The sequence below is a fragment of the Rhodococcus sp. B10 genome (genome assembly GCF_011770055.1).
Lineage (GTDB): Bacteria > Actinomycetota > Actinomycetes > Mycobacteriales > Mycobacteriaceae > Rhodococcoides > Rhodococcoides kyotonensis_B.
The window spans coordinates 1-15,214 of record NZ_JAAFYV010000025.1; the positions used below are offsets into that span (position 1 = coordinate 1).

15 protein-coding genes and 1 pseudogene are annotated in these 15,214 nt (G+C 63.0%); 4 read left to right on the forward strand and 12 right to left on the reverse strand.

Translation table 11 applies throughout. The annotated features are described in order from the left end of the window. From RhoFasB10_RS16905 to RhoFasB10_RS16915, 3 genes are all read left to right on the forward strand, one after another. A partial coding sequence (locus RhoFasB10_RS16905; protein ID WP_167677458.1) for a D-glycerate dehydrogenase occupies nt 1-934 on the forward strand: 934 nt, incomplete at its 5' end. Nucleotides 935-1,016: 82 nt separating this feature from the next. Beyond that, nucleotides 1,017-2,156, forward strand: coding sequence for a citrate synthase 2 (locus tag RhoFasB10_RS16910; protein ID WP_167677460.1), 1,140 nt, complete (start codon nt 1,017-1,019; stop codon nt 2,154-2,156). 56 nt (nt 2,157-2,212) lie between these two features. After that, nucleotides 2,213-3,454 carry an MFS transporter gene (locus tag RhoFasB10_RS16915; RefSeq protein WP_167677462.1) on the forward strand — a complete coding sequence of 414 codons (1,242 nt, stop codon included), beginning with the start codon at nt 2,213-2,215 and terminating at the stop codon, nt 3,452-3,454. Between the two features lie 241 nt (nt 3,455-3,695). Here the strand turns inward: RhoFasB10_RS16915 and RhoFasB10_RS16920 are convergent, their stop codons facing one another. The 12 genes and pseudogenes from RhoFasB10_RS16920 to RhoFasB10_RS26415 form a co-directional block, all read right to left on the reverse strand. Further along, nucleotides 3,696-4,076 (reverse strand): VOC family protein, encoded by a 381-nt coding sequence (locus RhoFasB10_RS16920; protein ID WP_167677464.1) that lies wholly within the window; start codon nt 4,074-4,076, stop codon nt 3,696-3,698. 139 nt (nt 4,077-4,215) lie between these two features. Beyond that, complete coding sequence (locus tag RhoFasB10_RS16925) at nt 4,216-5,667, reverse strand: NAD-dependent succinate-semialdehyde dehydrogenase (protein ID WP_167677599.1); 1,452 nt, start codon at nt 5,665-5,667, stop codon at nt 4,216-4,218. 20 nt (nt 5,668-5,687) lie between these two features. Next, nucleotides 5,688-6,143: a nuclear transport factor 2 family protein gene (locus tag RhoFasB10_RS16930; RefSeq protein WP_167677466.1), complete on the reverse strand. Its 456-nt coding sequence runs from the start codon at nt 6,141-6,143 to the stop codon at nt 5,688-5,690. Nucleotides 6,144-6,152: 9 nt separating this feature from the next. Next, on the reverse strand, nt 6,153-7,544 hold the full coding sequence (locus RhoFasB10_RS16935; protein WP_167677468.1) for an MFS transporter: 1,392 nt from the start codon (nt 7,542-7,544) through the stop codon (nt 6,153-6,155). 93 nt (nt 7,545-7,637) lie between these two features. Then, nucleotides 7,638-8,069, reverse strand: coding sequence for a carboxymuconolactone decarboxylase family protein (locus tag RhoFasB10_RS16940; RefSeq protein WP_167677469.1), 432 nt, complete (start codon nt 8,067-8,069; stop codon nt 7,638-7,640). Between the two features lie 29 nt (nt 8,070-8,098). Further along, complete coding sequence (locus RhoFasB10_RS16945) at nt 8,099-8,986, reverse strand: alpha/beta hydrolase (RefSeq protein ID WP_167677471.1); 888 nt, start codon at nt 8,984-8,986, stop codon at nt 8,099-8,101. After that, nucleotides 8,979-9,410, reverse strand: a complete 432-nt coding sequence (locus tag RhoFasB10_RS16950; RefSeq protein WP_167677473.1) for a hypothetical protein — start codon at nt 9,408-9,410, stop codon at nt 8,979-8,981. Before RhoFasB10_RS16950 ends, RhoFasB10_RS16945 begins: the two co-directional genes overlap by 8 nt. A 99-nt stretch (nt 9,411-9,509) precedes the next feature. Beyond that, nucleotides 9,510-10,190, reverse strand: coding sequence for a GntR family transcriptional regulator (locus tag RhoFasB10_RS16955; protein ID WP_346764414.1), 681 nt, complete (start codon nt 10,188-10,190; stop codon nt 9,510-9,512). Further along, nucleotides 10,187-10,717, reverse strand: coding sequence for a type II 3-dehydroquinate dehydratase (locus RhoFasB10_RS16960; RefSeq protein WP_167677475.1), 531 nt, complete (start codon nt 10,715-10,717; stop codon nt 10,187-10,189). The genes RhoFasB10_RS16955 and RhoFasB10_RS16960 overlap by 4 nt, the downstream gene beginning before the upstream one ends. A gap of 608 nt (nt 10,718-11,325) precedes the next feature. Continuing rightward, entirely contained in the window at nt 11,326-12,312 is a 987-nt protein-coding gene (locus tag RhoFasB10_RS16965; protein WP_206031026.1) for a hypothetical protein, read from the reverse strand. A 351-nt stretch (nt 12,313-12,663) separates the two neighbouring features. Beyond that, a complete protein-coding gene (locus tag RhoFasB10_RS16970) occupies nt 12,664-13,851 on the reverse strand; it encodes an IS110 family transposase (protein ID WP_167677477.1) in 1,188 nt (395 codons plus the stop codon). Nucleotides 13,852-14,057: 206 nt separating this feature from the next. Further along, a pseudogene (locus RhoFasB10_RS26415) lies at nt 14,058-14,256 on the reverse strand (hypothetical protein). A gap of 126 nt (nt 14,257-14,382) precedes the next feature. Between RhoFasB10_RS26415 and RhoFasB10_RS16980 the strand changes: the two are divergent. Continuing rightward, nucleotides 14,383-15,165, forward strand: a complete 783-nt coding sequence (locus tag RhoFasB10_RS16980; RefSeq protein WP_206031027.1) for a DNA/RNA non-specific endonuclease — start codon at nt 14,383-14,385, stop codon at nt 15,163-15,165. Nucleotides 15,166-15,214 lie beyond the last annotated feature (49 nt).

The window sequence follows — 15,214 nt, forward strand, 5'->3', positions numbered from 1 at the left end:
AGCAGGCGAGGTGGAGGTGCTCTCCCTCGACCATGCAGGACTCGTCGAGCGGTGCGCCTCGGGTGAGTACAGCGTCGTCGTCTCGCAACTTCGCGACCGTTTCGACGCCGAACTTCTCGAGACCGCGGAAATCACCGGAATCTCCAATTACGCAGTGGGTTTCGACAACATCGACGTCACCGCGGCCACTGCACGCGGGATCACGGTCGGCAACACCCCTGGAGTGCTCACCGATTCGACGGCCGACATCGCACTGCTGCTGATGTTGGCGACGGCGAGACGTGCGGTCGAGGCCGATACTCTCGTCCGAACCGGCGGGTTCGGCGGCTGGGCACCGGAATTCATGCTCGGCACCGATGTGTCCGGCCGAACTCTTGGCCTGGCAGGATTCGGCCGAATCGCCCGCGCGACCGCTCGCCGCGCACTTGGGTTCGGCATGCAGGTCAAATTTTGCCCACGCCCACCATCGGACCGTGAGGTCAGCGACGACGAGCTGGGCGAATTCGCCGGCCGTGTAGACCACGTCGACTGGGACGAGCTCGTGACGACCAGTGACTTTCTCTCACTGCACGTGCCATTGAACGAGGCAACGTTCCATCTCGTCGACACCGATGTCCTGAGCGCGATGAAGAACTCGGCAATTCTCATCAACACCGCTCGCGGACCTGTCGTCGACGAAGAAGCGCTCGTCGTGGCGTTGCGGGAGGGAACCATTACCGGCGCCGGTCTCGACGTCTACGAACGTGAACCGCTGCTCGCCCCCGGCCTTGCCGATCAACCCAACGCAGTCCTACTCCCCCACGTCGGAAGCGCAACGGTATCGGTACGTTCACAGATGGCCCGGTTGTGCGCCGAAAACGCTGCGGCGATGGTGTCGGGGACACTGCCACCGCATCCCGTCAACCCGGAGGCGTGGGCTACTCGTTCGAGCTAGCGGCCCCGCCGATTCCCGCTACGAACGAAACACCGACGTTCGTGCACGTCGACAACCGACCTCTACGAAGCAGGGACTTGACATGACTACATCGACCGCGTCGACCACACCTCCACACGTTCCGGCAGCTTTCGTCAGTGGACTCGAAGGCGTCGTGGCCTTCACCACCGATATCGCCGAGCCCGACAAGGACGGTGGCGCCCTGCGCTACCGCGGCGTCGACATCGAAGACCTCGTCGAGGGGCACGTCACCTTCGGCAACGTGTGGGCACTGCTCGTCGACGGCCGCTTCGGACCCGGTCTGCCACCGGCCGAACCGTTCCCGCTGCCCATCCACACCGGCGACGTCCGCGTCGACGTTCAGGCAGGCCTCGCGATGCTCGCCCCGATCTGGGGCTACCAACCACTTCTCGACATCGACGACGCCACCGCCCGCGACCAACTCGCCCGCGCTTCGGTCATGGCACTGTCCTACGTTGCACAGTCCGCACGCGGCATCTACCAACCCGCCGTCCCGCAGAAAAAGATCGACCGGTGCGAAACCGTCACCGCACGCTTCATGACCCGCTGGAAAGGCGACCCGGACCCCGCGCACACCGAGGCCATCGACGCCTACTGGGTCTCGGCCGCCGAGCACGGCATGAACGCGTCGACCTTCACCGCCCGCGTCATCGCCTCCACCGGCGCCGACGTCGCCGCCTCCCTGTCCGGAGCCATCGGAGCGATGTCCGGTCCGCTGCACGGCGGCGCACCCGCTCGCGTGCTGCCGATGATCGAAGAGGTCGAGAAGTCCGACGATGCCCGCGGACTCGTCAAAGGAATCCTCGACCGCAAAGAGAAGCTCATGGGCTTCGGGCACCGCGTCTACCGCGCCGAGGATCCACGCGCGCGGGTGCTGCGCGCCACCGCGAAACGGCTGAACGCACCTCGGTACGAGGTGGCCGCCGCTCTCGAGCAGGCAGCACTCGCCGAACTCCGTGAGCGTCGCCCGGACCGTCCCATCGAGACCAACGTCGAATTCTGGGCCGCGGTGATCCTCGACTTCGCCGAAGTTCCCGCGCCGATGATGCCCGCGATGTTCACCTGCGGACGTACCGCCGGCTGGTGCGCTCACATTCTCGAGCAGAAGCGCCTGGGCAAGCTGGTACGACCCGCTGCCATCTACACCGGACCCGAACCGCGCTCCCCCGAGTCCGTCGACGGCTGGGACCGGATTGCCTGATTGTCAGCGAGTTCGGGCGCAATCGCCCCTTCGGTCGCTGCACCCATCGAGATTCCATGACAACTGACGAAGCCACGGCCCATACGACACGGCGCAGTATGGTCGCCGTCGGGTGGGCTGTGCTTCTCACCGTGCTGACCAACATGCCCGTCTTTCTCATCGGAGCACTGGCAAACCAAATCTCTACCGACATCCGAACGGGCGCAGCCTCCATTGGTTTTGCGGTTGGAATGTACTGGGTAGGCGCGGCGCTGGCGTCCATGAGCACTGCCCGAATGACACGGCGTCTCAGTGAGGCAACACTCGGCGCCCTCGCCATTGTGTGCGCCACCGTCAGCCTGCTCGGAAGCGCCCTGTGGTTACCGTCGTGGCACTGGCTTATCGGATGGGCGCTGATCGGCGGACTGGGTAATGGCTGTGGCCACCCTGCATCGAACCACCGAATCGTCGGTGCAGTACGAAATGCGCGCCTCGGGTTGTCGTTCGGAATCAAACAGGCCGCAGTTCCCCTGGCGGGTCTCGTCGCCGGTCTTCTCGTTCCATTGACTGCTCTGCGTTTCGGCTGGCACGCCGCGTTCGCGGAGATGGCGGCCGTCGGTGCCGTCCTGCTGCTCGTGTCAGTTCGCCCGATACTGCGGGAGCGTCGCAGCCGCCGACAGCGCACTACCGACCCGCGGGTTCGACGCGGGCTAATCCCCGCTGTGCGGAACGAACTGTTGATCGTCGCAACCATGACCATGTTGAGTGCGGGTGCGTGCAACTCGGTTCTCGCGTTCGCGGTGACCGGAGCACTGGACCGCGGAATCGACTACGCCGGTGCGGGAGCAGTGCTGGCGGGCGTGAGTTCGATGGGTGCAGTGTCGCGTTTTTCACTCGGAGTCGTCGCCGACCGGTTCGACATCAATCCGTTTCGAATAATCACCGCAGTATTGCTGTGTTGCACAACTGGCTTCGGACTCATGCTGATACCGGGTACGGCAACTTATGTGATCGGCATCGTTCTGGCAGGCGGGATCGGCGGCGCCTGGGCCGGTCTGGTTCACCTGTCGATCGCCCGGTTGGCCGGTGAGTCGACAGCCTCCGCCACCGGGTTGGTGCAGACAGGATCGTATATCGGTAGCGCCGCGGGGCCTGTCGCGGCGGGCGCCCTCATCGCCGTCGGCAGCGTCGAGACGGCCTGGATTGCTCTGGGGACGATGGCATTGATCGCGACGGCATTGTCTTTTGTCGTCAATCGCCGCTTGCGACGTTTTCGTGCGCGCGCAGCACCTCTCGTCGACCGGCCCGTTCGGCGGTAATCGGCTCGATCGGGCCGGTCGACAGTCACATCGGGTCGGTGTTGCGACCCGATGATCGAACGAACCCCGATGAGTCCGGGCCTGCACATCCCGGGCACGCGAGAGGGCAGCCTATCGTCGCTCGGGAAGTCAGAAGTCCGGGAAGGGAACCTCTTCTTCTTCGGCCCGTGTTGATGGAGGGAAGTGAAGACGCTCTGGTGTCATCCCGGGCTCGGCTGACACCCGGCTGCATGTGATCGCGTCACAGGTAGTTGGAGAGCTCGATCAGGTTGCCATCGGGATCGCGCACATACACGCTGCGAATCGGGCCTGTAGCGCCCGTCCGTTCGACCGGCCCCTCCACTATGTCGATGCTGTTCTCCCGTAGCTGTGCAATGACCGATTCGACCGTGTCGTCGACCACTAGACACAAGTCGGCGCTACCTGGTGTGGGTACGGAGGCTTTCGGCTCGAACTCGTGCCCAGCAAGATGAAGGTTGATCTTGCTGGATCCGAACTGCAATGCCTTACGGTCGCCGCGGAATGTCTCGACCCGCATGCCGAGCACGCGAACGTAGAAGTCGATGGTTGCATCCAGATCGGACACCGTCAGAACGAAGTGGTCGATTCTGTCGACTATCACGGGCACTCTCCCTGAAGGTCGGAACGTCGACGTTTCACCCTAACGCCCAATGCGTTTGATTCCACCTTTCATCGTATGGAATCACGCGGTCGCAAGAAGGCCGCCGACCCGGTTTCACGCGGGTGGCGGCCTTGCGCGGTCACAGTGCGATGTACTTGGTGTCCAAGTATTCGTCGATCCCTTCGGTGCCGCCCTCGCGCCCGTAGCCGGACTGCTTGATTCCGCCGAAGGGAGCTGCTGCATCGGAGATCACACCGCGATTGACTCCGACCATGCCTGACTTCAAGCGACTGGCGACGCGTGTTGCCCGGACGATGTCGCGGGTGTAGAAGTAGGACGCCAACCCGAACTCGGTGTCGTTGGCAGCGGCGATGCCGTCTTCCTCGCCGTCGAACCCGATCACGGCGGCGACCGGTCCGAATATTTCTTCTTGCAGGAGGCGTGCGTCGGATGTGATGTTGTCCAATACTGTCGGCGTGAAGAAGGACCCGGGGCCCGCAGGCGCGCTGCCGCCGATGCGAACACGCGCTCCCTTGGCGACGGCGTCGTCGACCAGGTCCGCGACTACCGATCGTTGCCTATCGTTGATGAGTGGACCGATGTCGGTGTCGGGGTCGATTCCCGGACCCATTCGCAGCGCCGCGATTCGGCTGGTGAGTTTGTCGGTGAACTCTTCGATAACGGAGTTGTCGACGTGCAACCGATTGGCCGCGGTGCATGCCTGGCCGCCGTTGCGTAGCTTGGCTGCCATGGCACCGTCGACGGCGGCATCGATATCGGCGTCGTCGAACACCACGAAGGGTGCGTTACCGCCGAGCTCCATCGAAGTGCGAAGAAGATTGTCGGCTGCGTTGCGTACAAGAAGCTTTCCGACAGCCGTCGAACCGGTGAAGGTGATCTTGCGGAGCCGTGGATCGGCCATCAGTGGCGCTGTGAGGGTCGGCGCGGTGGACGTCGGCAGAATCGACAGCACTCCGGCGGGTAGCCCGACGTCGGCGAACACCTTCCCCAGCAGCTGCATGGTCAGTGGGGTGTCTTCCGCAGGTTTGACGATGATCGTGCAGCCGGCTGCCAGTGCGGGAGCGATCTTGCGGGTTCCCATGGCCAGTGGGAAGTTCCACGGGGTCACCGCGAGCACGGGGCCCACCGGGCTCTTCGTGACGAGGATTTGTCCGTTGCCAGCCGGGGCGGCGGAATACCGGCCGCCGATACGGACGGCTTCCTCGGCGAACCACCGAAGAAACTCGGCACCGTAGTTGACCTCACCGTGACTCTCGGTGAGCGTTTTGCCCATCTCCAGGGTCATGACCTTCGCGAATTCATCGGCGCGCAGATGTATGAGTTCGTATGCTGCGCGGAGGATTTCACCACGAACACGCGGTGGAGTCATGGCCCACTCGTCCTGCGCGTCGGCGGCCATCTCCAGGGCCCGTAAGCCGTCTTCCGCGCCTGCGTCCGAGATGGTGGCCAGGAGCTGGCCGTTGGACGGGTCGAGAACGTCGAACGTTCTGCCCGACGCGGCGGGTGCGAGTTCACCTCCCATCCACAGTTGTGTGGGTACGGATTCGGTCGTTCGTCCCGTCGATGTCATCGTCGTCATGGTTGTCCTCGTCAGCGGAGATGCAGGGGTGCGGATAGGGCTTCGTACTGCCACTTCGGCTCGTGCAGGCGGGTTCGGATTCGCCACGTCCCGTCGACCTGAACCAATTCGTCGCGATAGCGGATTGCGCGTGCAGAGGCTCGACCGACGCCGTTGTCCCCCCAGTGCACCGTTGCGATGACCCTGCTGTCACAACGTGCGATGTCACCGTCGATGTCGATGTGCAGGTTGCTCAGGGCGTGATCGGTCCCTGTGTACGCCTGCAGTCGGTGGAGCCAGTTCGCCACCCCGCGGCCACCGTGCAGGACCTGCTCTTCGTGGTTGTATCGACTCTCGGAGTCGTCGGTGAAGCACGAGGCGATACCGTCCCAGTCCTGGTTGTCCAGGAAATTGAGGTAGTTCTCGATGGTCTCGCGTACGGCGAGCTTGATCAATGCGGGTTCCGTGCTGGAAACGGTCGTGGACATGTGGGTCTCCTAGTCGGTACTGGTTGCGCGAGTGTTCGTGGATACGACGGAGGTGGCGGTCCGCAGTTGGCGGGCCAATCCGAGAGCGAGGACTGCGGCGATGATGAACGATCCCGACAGCATCAGCAGCCCCGCTTGGTTGTCACCGGTGGATTCGCGGAGCACCCCGAGCAGCCATGGGCCGACGAATCCACCGAGGTTGGCAACGGAGTTGACCAATGCGAGAGCGACTGCCGCCTGAGCACCTGGGAAGTGTTGGGACGGAAAGCTCATCAGCAGCGGTACACCCGCCTGGACACACGCCGCCACGCACAATCCGATGAGCGCAACGACAGCGGATCCGGTCAGAGCAGACACCGCCAGCCCCGCGGCGCAGACTATGAGGACCACGGCAAGGGTCGGACCTCGGTTACCGGTTCGCTGGACGCGTTTGGACACCAGAAGCAACGATATGGCGGACAGGCACCAGGGCAGCGCAGAGATGAAACCCGCTTGGACAGGTCCCACGGTGAAGCGCTCCTGGATGATCTGTGGGAGCCAATAGGTGACCGCGTAGAAGCCGACGAGGATGAAGAAGAAGGTCACGGTGTAGTACCAGGCGGCCTTGCTTTTCACGACCGACATCAAGGCGCTACCGGAGTGGCTGCCGCCGGCGTGTGCGCCGGCAGATTCCGCTTTCAGCGCGGACTGCACCACGGTGCGTTCGCTCTCGGTGAGCCACTTCGCGTCCTTGGGCCCGTTCGCCATGTAGAACAAGGTGATGATTCCGAGGATGACAGCAGCTGCACCCTCGATGATGAACACCCATTGCCAGCCGTGTACGCCCCATACGCCGTCGAGTCGTAGGAGCTGCGCCGTCAGTACCGAACCGAGGGCGAGCGAGATGGGGATACCGAGCTGGAAGAGCGAATATGCTCGTGCTAGTCGTTTGGCGGGAAACCAGAGGCCGAAATAGAAGAGGAGACCGGGGTAGAAGCCGGCTTCGGCGATCCCCAGGAGAAGGCGTGCGACATACAGTGAGTTGGCACCGACCACGAACGTCGTGGCGACGGTAATCAGGCCCCACGTCACCATGATTCGGGCGATCCATATCTTGGCACCGAACTTGTCCATGGCAAGGTTGGACGGGATTTCGAAGAGGATGTAACCGATCGAGAAGAGTCCGGCTGCGAGCCCGAACACGCTGGGACTCAGGCTCAATGACTCGCGCATGGACGATCCGACAACCGCGATGTTCACGCGATCGACGTAGGCGATGAAGAGCCCGAGGATGGCAAGTGGCATGACTCGCCGGCTCACCTTGGCCCAGATGCGTTTTTCTTCCGGGGTCTCGTCGGCGACGTTGGGATTCACCTCGACGTAGGTCGGCGCTTTCGCGCCTCCAGGGTCGTGTTTGTTCATGGCTGACCTTTCGTATTTCGGGCAGGCCGGTGGCCCGCGGGACCGCCGAGGGTCCCGCGGTGACCCGGAAGTGAAGTGTGGGTAGATCTGCAATCAGTCCTTGGAGCCGCCGTCATGAGCGGACACCGTGGGTTCGAGACCGTCGGCGCCGACGACCTCGGCCCATGCCTCGAAACCTGCCTGGAACGCGACGACGCCGGCCTCGGGCAGAGCGATTTCGATGGCCTCGAGGATTTCGGTCGGCGTCAAACCCAAGTCGAGTGCCACACGCACGTGAGATTGGATGTGTCCCTTGGACGCACGCATCACGGTCAGGCTGACGATGAAGATGAGTTCTTTCGTCTTGCGATCGAGCGTCCGCTGGTCGAGATATGCAGCGCTCACCAAGCCGTTGGCTGCCTGAAGTGCCGGAAAGTCGTGCTTGGCCATGATCTTGTGGTACGGCAGAACATAGCCGCGCTTGCGTGCCATGTCGTCGATGTAGTCCTGCGCCTCGGCGAGGTTGTTCTCCTGTGAAATGGTCATGGTGATGTCCTTTCGTGTTCTCTGGTGAGTCAGTGCGTGGTGGTAGGGCTGGTGTGGGCGGCGCTGCGGATGCGGTTCAACGCCGGCGTCAGGTATTCGCGGAACACGGGGTAGTTTTCGGTCACCGGGAAATGACCGATGCCGGTCATTCGTCCGCCAGTTGCTCCGGGAATAGCAGTGATCGTTGCTTCGGTCTCGTCGGCGGTGCACGCGTAGTCGTACTCACCGGTGAGAAGATGAACCGAACATTGCGACGTGTCGATTTCGTGTTCACGGCCGCGCAGATCGAGATCGTTGCTGTAGAAGTAAGTGTCGCCGCGGTAGATGCCAGGCCCACCTTGGCTGTACTCCCACCACACTTCTCTCCGTGATTCTTCTGGGCTTGTCGGTGCCATCAGGCCCGAAACCCATGAGGGCACAACTTGATTGGAATTGATATCGGGCGCGAGCGGCCAGTCGTGGAACCGTCCCTTCACGGTACTGGCACCCGACAGTCCGATCACTCCGCGAAACTCGTCGGGGTGACGGCGTGCGATTTCGAGCACAAGGGAACCGGCCATCGAACATCCGAGAACGACCGGATCGACCAAGTTCAGTCGCTCGCAGAAGGCGCGAACGGTGTCGATGTACCGGTCGGTAGTCAACAGATATTCCTGCTCCCACCATCCGGTGGGCGGCAGGGACTTGCCGTGCCAGGGAAGATCGAACGCCAGCACCCGGTAGTGTTGTGTCACTGCGGAATCGGCGAGCAAGTGTCGGTACTGGCGCGAGTCCGAACCAGCGGTGTGCAGGCACACGAGCGGAATTCCTTCGCCTGCCTCCTCGAAGTAGACCCGGTTGGCGGTCCCGTCGATGTCCAATGACACATAACGCCCCACCACCTCTTCGATGTAGGGATTGCGCGCAGGGCTATTCATCGTTTCCCTCTTTCGACATCGCTGTGCGTGCCAGCGAGAGAATCACCTGCACGAAACGCAGATTCTGGATGAGTTCATGTCGTCCGCTCGCAATGGCGAAATCGTCTTGCCGCCGATCGAGCGCCAACACATCGTTGTGCAGCGGTGGCGGAACCGGTTTGAGAAATTCTCCCCACGCCCTGGCCGAGCCGTCTAGAACAATGACCTCACGTACAGATGTCGACGAGGCGGGCTCGTCTGCCTGCAGAACCCCGTTCTCGAATACACACGTCAGCGACGTCCCTTCACATTGAAGTACCAGGGTCAGCGAGGTCCATCGTCCGACGAGTGCTGCTTCCTTCGATCCATCGATTTCGGCACGCCAGAGCCGCTGCCATGATGGTGTCAGGAATGCGCTGCCCGTATCTGTAAGGCTGTGCTGCATGGTTCTACGTCCTTGATTGTCGAAAGCTCACGCCAATTTTTGGCATGCCGAGTAGAACGGCCGTCCTCATTCAACGACCGAGATGGTTCGGGTACAGGACTAGACGGTCGGTGTCAGCCGTGACAGGGCCGCATCAGCGGCCTGGCGAACGTGTTCGACACAGGCTCGACGCGCGCCGTCCGCGTCACCGGATTCGATTGCCGCGACTATGACACGCAGTTCTCGAACGCTGTCGTGATAACGGCCGGGCGCTCCTAGCGAGAGGTGGCGCAGTTGCTGCACTCTGGCGTGAATAGTCCGCAGCATCGTGTTGATGAACGTGTTGCCCGCTCCGTCCATGAGTACTGCATAGAACTCGTCCTTGGAGACGAGAACATCTGCGAGCACACCCGCGGCCATCGCTTCTTCTACATCGACTAGTGCAGCACGCAGCGCACGCTTTTGTTTCGCTGTCCCCCGCAGTGCGAAGGATTCACCGGCGAGCGCTTCCAGAGCCCCTCGCACTTCGAACAGTTGAGCGGCCTCGTCCGGCGTCAGTGTCGCGACGACGGGCCCTTGATTGGCAACCATCTGGACCAGGCCCTCTGCCTCCAGGTGCCGAAGCGCCTCCCGTACGACGGTTCTGCTCACGTCGAACCGCTCGCACAGCTCACGCTCGCCCAGTCGCTGGCCGGGGCTGTATTCACCGGCCGCCAGCGCTTCTCGGAGCAACTCCACGACCTGCAAACGCAGAGGTGCTGCTACTCGGGCGGGAAGCGTGGGTCGGCCGGCGATGCTCACGACTCTGAATTCTGCCCGAGGAAGTTTTCGTCATCGAGAGCGGACACCAATCCCAGGATGGCACCGAGGTAGCTGTGCTCGCGCAGTCCCATAGACATACCGGTGGCGGTGCGCGTGAAATTGGACTGCCAAGGCCCGCCGGGCAAGCCGCGTCCGGACCACGGCGGCGCCGAGATATTCGAGAAATGGATCTCGACGAACGGCTTCTTGGTCTCTTCCAGCGCGTGACGGGTGGGCTCTCCGGTGGTGGTCAACCCGGCCGGGTTGAGAAGGTAGCCGGATGCGCGGTCCGCGGACTCGTGCACGAAGTCGAGGATTGCGCCCTCGTAGTTGGAGGTGAAGGTCTCGACGTCGACGCCGAGACCGGTGCCGATCTTTCTGACGTAGTCGTGCAACGCGTCGATAGAGGAGATCGGTCCGTAGACGCGCTTGTTGCGGTTACCCAGGTTGGGCATATTCGGTCCGTCGATCAGAACGATGGTGTGCCGCACAGAACCGTTGCGGTGCCACCCCATTGTGTCAGCCATGTGCCGTCCTTTCGTAGTACGAGAGTACCGTAATACGGTATTCGTGTGACTGTCAACACTCATAAGCGAGGAAAGGACGCGTGCCACTGTCGCTACGTGGTCAAACGCCCCCCTGACCGGGCATTCGGCCCGCAGCGGCGGCCGGGCGCGCACGCCGCTGGTAGCGAACACCGACGCCTGGACTCGCTTCGCTCCATGATCGTCGGGTTGATGTCGAACAACGCTCCGACGTGCTTCCGAGCCGCGATCTTTGGTGTCGCCCCTGCCCTGCTAGAGGATCTCGATAATCCGAATCGCCTGCTCACGCGTTGCGGCATCGATCTTCTTTGGTGCGCCTATATCTGCATTCTCCTGGTGAGAACACAGTCTCCACCAGTCCCGGGACATCTCAGCCATCGTTGTTCTTGATGCGTGATACTCGGCATCAGCGTTATTACAGGTTGGTCCCCCGGACCCCGACAGTCGCTTCGTAAACGACCTTGGCTCAAATTGTTACCGCACCGCCAAGACTCCCTGACACGACGTGCACCGATAAGCCGGTTTTATGTCAGGTGGGTCCGTCAAGACCCCTTGACGGTCCCGGTTGTCGTCGGTGTCACGCGGATCCTTCAGGGTGTCGCTTCGTCGCCGAGCAGATCGAGGGTGCGCTGCAACAGCGCTTCGATGCGGTCCTCGACGTCGTCGACCATGCCCGGCACAGCCGCCAAGGCGGTGTGGGCTCGCCGCCGCGCGTCGACCCCATCGCGGTAGTACCCCGAATCGAGTTCAGCTGGTGTGGGCTCGGGTCGAATGATGTCGACCTGTTCGGCGTCCGCTTGTGGTCTGGTGATGCGTCGTCGTGGGGTGTGCAGCGGTGAGAGCCCGGTGCGGTGTGCGGCGATCACCGTTCCGATCTCGGCAGCGGTCATCGGTGCGGCCGGTAGCGGTAGGTGTCCCCACCGGTCGATCGGCACCGCCACCGGACCGCCGTGGTCCGGCAACACGGTCATGTCGGGAAACGTGTTGCGCTGCACATGCTCTGCGAGCAACGCCGTCGACGGATACCGATCCGAGAACCGTAGGACCGTGTTCCACCGTTCCCACACTTCGGCCGGCTGAGAGCCGGTGACGTCGTGGGGGTCGATGCGGATGCGGTGGTGTCCGCCGATCCAGACGCTGTCACCGTCGACGCTGATGTCGCCGCAGTCGAGTTCGGCAATAGCGGTATAGGACAGGCCTGCTCCGGCCAGAAGAAGGAGAACGGCATCGCGTCGCCCGAACAACGCTGCCGTTGACCCTTCGGTCGGCAGTTCGGCAGCAAGGGCCTGGTACTGCGCGGCACGTCGGATGGTTCGGTCGGCGCGCGCAGAATCCAGCGCGAGACGCATCGAGGTCACCCGTCCCGGGGCGGGGTGTCCGGCGTCGAGGTGAGCGCGGTTGATCGCGGACGCCCGCCGCAGCTGCACCGTGTCGCCGGCGGGGTTCTCGTCGAGGAACTGCGCCAACGTAATCGGCGAGGCGGGTAGGGGTGAGGTGTCGGCGGCGGCGCACCAGTCGGCGAACAGCGCCCACTGGTAGCGATAGCTCGTCACCGCACTTGCCTGTCCCGCCGCCATGTGTGCGACGGTACCGGCCTGAACCGACAGATCAGGTTCAGCGGCGAGGGCGGCCCACCAAGGATCTCCATGGCCCCCGCCGGGTATGTCGCTCGTCCCCCACGGTGAACCCTTGTCACCGGGCGAGTCGCCGTGCTGATCGACGAGAGCCACAGGACCCCTGCGGTCCTGTGGCTCGTCGACGTTACGAGGAGGAACTACTCTGCGAGCTTGGCGATCGACTGCGCCCACAAGAAGACTCTCAATGTAGAAGTCAACCCCTCCACGTGGGCGCAATGCGTCGATGTGCCGGCACTACAAACTGCGCGGCCACCACACTTCGTTAGCCGCGTGAGCGATCGCACTTGTTGTCTACGCCGCTGTCGGCGTCCACTCCCGTTCGTCTCGCAGCAGCGCATACATAACGTTCACTCGGCGGCGTGCGAGGGAGATGATCGCGCCCGGGGCACGTTTGCCCTCGGATCGTTTGCGTTGATAGAACTCTCGCGACGCCGGGTCGCATCGGATGGCTGTCAGCGTGGACATGTAGAACACACGTCGCAGGCGACGGTCGTATCGTTGCGGCGAGCGCAGTCGTCCGGTCTGCGTACCGGAGTCTTTGCTCACCGGCGCCAGTCCCGCCCACGCAGCAAGTTGATCTCCGGATTGGAGGCGGCCGGGGTTGCCGATCGCCGCGAGAAATTCCGCTCCGAGGCGAAATCCCATGCCCGGCAGACTCGTGATGACATCGGCTAGCCGGTGGCGACGGAACCGCTCCTCGATTTGGTCGTCGATGTCCTTGATTCGACTGTCGAGGTGAAGCACGTGACGGGCGAGTTCTGCGACGAGGGCGGCGGCAACCTCCTCGCCTGGTAAGCGAACAGCCTGATCCTGTGCAGCGGCGACTGCCCGCTCCGCGATTGCTTCAGCGTTGCGCACCCCGGCACTGACCAACACCTTCGTCAACCGAGACACACCGCAACGCCGGATAGCGGCCGGGCGTTGGTAGCGAGACAACAGTTCGACCCAGCCGCGATCCGCCTTCGGCTGTGCGGCCCGGTCCAGCGACGGGCATACGTTCATCAGCTGGTATTCCAGCCGGTTGAGTGCGCGAGTCCGTTCGGACACCAGGTCAGAGCGGTGCGCAGTGAGCAATTGCAGTGCGACGATCAAGTCGTCGTTCGGTTCCAGAACAGGGAGGTCATCGCCGCGCATCCGCGACTGATCGGCGATCACCCGAGCATCTTTCGCGTCGGTCTTGCTCTCGCCGCCTCGATAGATCGCCGATGCCTGCCACACCGATCGACCGGTCAGGTACCGCACGCGTTGACCTGCGGAGGCTAAAACTGTCAGCAACAATGTCGCGTACGCGTTGGTCAGGTCGACTGCCCACGATGTCGTCGTCGCCAGAGCGGACACGTCGCGAACGATGCTCCCGATCGCGTTCTCGTCGTTCGCTACTTTGCGTGACAGTAGGGTCTTGCCGGTCTCGTCGACCGCGGTGACCCAATGGTTTTCTTTCCCGATATCGATCCCTGCCCACACCTTGTCTGCCGCCATTCGCATCTCCATCTCGTTGTCCACCAATGGATTCCCAGAGGGCGACCTCGTCGACGGTTCCTTAACAAGCGATGGTCCGCCGTTCTCAATCAGCGACTCGAGGATGCCCCAGTGGACCGGGCGGCCAGTCTTCCTGAACCGCACCCGAGAGCCGGCATACTTGTTGCTGCCTCACCCGATCCACCCGGGAAGCAGCACAGCCGAGCTCAGGCCGACGCTGCAACTTCGAACTTAAGGTACTTGTTGCGGCCGAGGTCGCCGATGGTCTTGATGTTGAACGCGGCTTTGAGGTGCTCGGCGTCACCGGGGCTGACGCCCTGCAGTGCGTCGACGGGTGCGTCGACGAGTTCGGTGAGCGGCTTGTCTTCGTATGCGTTGCCCGAGCTTGTCAGCGATTCCAGCCATGGATATGCCTCCTGGATCTCGTGTGCAGGCGCTCGGGTTCGTGCGCCGCCATCCGAGGGTACGGAATCGACCCTGAGAGCAGGGTGTGTTCACGTGCTCGTCACGGTCGACCGGTTCACTGAGATGGTGACCTCAACTGCCGGCTACGACACCGCATTCCTGTCCACCATCGACCTCGACCCACCGACGCGGCCGGGTCTGGTCGTACTGCCGTATACGCACTTCACGGTGGCAATCGACCCCGATCGACGTCTCGCAGCATCGACGGCGGTGAACATCGACGGACCCCAGCTCCGCGACGTCGAGCGTGGCGACGACTGGCAACTCGATCCACGCCTCCCCGCCACCCAGCAAGCCGGACCCGAGCTGTACTCCAGCAACGATCTCGATCGCGGGCATCTGGTGCGCCGCCGCGACCCGGTCTGGGGCAACGCCGCGATCGCCAAGCAGGCCAACGCCGACACGTTCCACTACACCGTGTGCGCGCCGCAGACCGCGACGCTGAACCAGTCGAAAACGTTGTGGCTCGATCTGGAGGACTACGTGCTCGATCATGCCCGGCAGTACGGGCAGCGATTGTCGGTGTACTCGGGATGCATTTTCGCTGACGATGATCCGGTGTACCGAGGCGTGGCGATCCCACGCGGTTCTTCAAAATCGCAGCCTGGGAACAAGACTCCGAGCTCGCCGCGACCGGATACGTCCTCGGCCAGACACCCTCGTTGGGGCCGATCCTCGAACGTCCCGCCCGCACCGACACCGCTAAGCCCCGCCCGGCCCGTACCGAACCTTCCAGGTACCGATAGAGGACATCGCAGGCGCGACCGAGCTGTCGATGCACCAACTCGTCGCCGCCGATCGGTACACGCTTCAGCCCGCTGCTCGGCCCGAACTTGGACGGTGGACTGAACTGACGGCTCACACGGATATCGTTCTGTAGGGCCCCTGCCACACCTGC

Bases quoted from the DNA above. Each gene is read 5' to 3' on its own strand.
- RhoFasB10_RS16910 (WP_167677460.1), top strand. From the start codon at position 1,017: ATGACTACATCGACCGCGTCGACCACACCTCCACACGTTCCGGCAGCT.
- RhoFasB10_RS16915 (WP_167677462.1), top strand. From the start codon at position 2,213: ATGACAACTGACGAAGCCACGGCCCATACGACACGGCGCAGTATGGTC.
- RhoFasB10_RS16925 (WP_167677599.1), bottom strand. From the start codon at position 5,667: ATGACATCGACGGGACGAACGACCGAATCCGTACCCACACAACTGTGG.
- RhoFasB10_RS16930 (WP_167677466.1), bottom strand. From the start codon at position 6,143: ATGTCCACGACCGTTTCCAGCACGGAACCCGCATTGATCAAGCTCGCC.
- RhoFasB10_RS16935 (WP_167677468.1), bottom strand. From the start codon at position 7,544: ATGAACAAACACGACCCTGGAGGCGCGAAAGCGCCGACCTACGTCGAG.
- RhoFasB10_RS16940 (WP_167677469.1), bottom strand. From the start codon at position 8,069: ATGACCATTTCACAGGAGAACAACCTCGCCGAGGCGCAGGACTACATC.
- RhoFasB10_RS16945 (WP_167677471.1), bottom strand. From the start codon at position 8,986: ATGAATAGCCCTGCGCGCAATCCCTACATCGAAGAGGTGGTGGGGCGT.
- RhoFasB10_RS16950 (WP_167677473.1), bottom strand. From the start codon at position 9,410: ATGCAGCACAGCCTTACAGATACGGGCAGCGCATTCCTGACACCATCA.
- RhoFasB10_RS16960 (WP_167677475.1), bottom strand. From the start codon at position 10,717: ATGGCTGACACAATGGGGTGGCACCGCAACGGTTCTGTGCGGCACACC.
- RhoFasB10_RS16965 (WP_206031026.1), bottom strand. From the start codon at position 12,312: ATGGCGGCGGGACAGGCAAGTGCGGTGACGAGCTATCGCTACCAGTGG.
- RhoFasB10_RS16970 (WP_167677477.1), bottom strand. From the start codon at position 13,851: ATGGCGGCAGACAAGGTGTGGGCAGGGATCGATATCGGGAAAGAAAAC.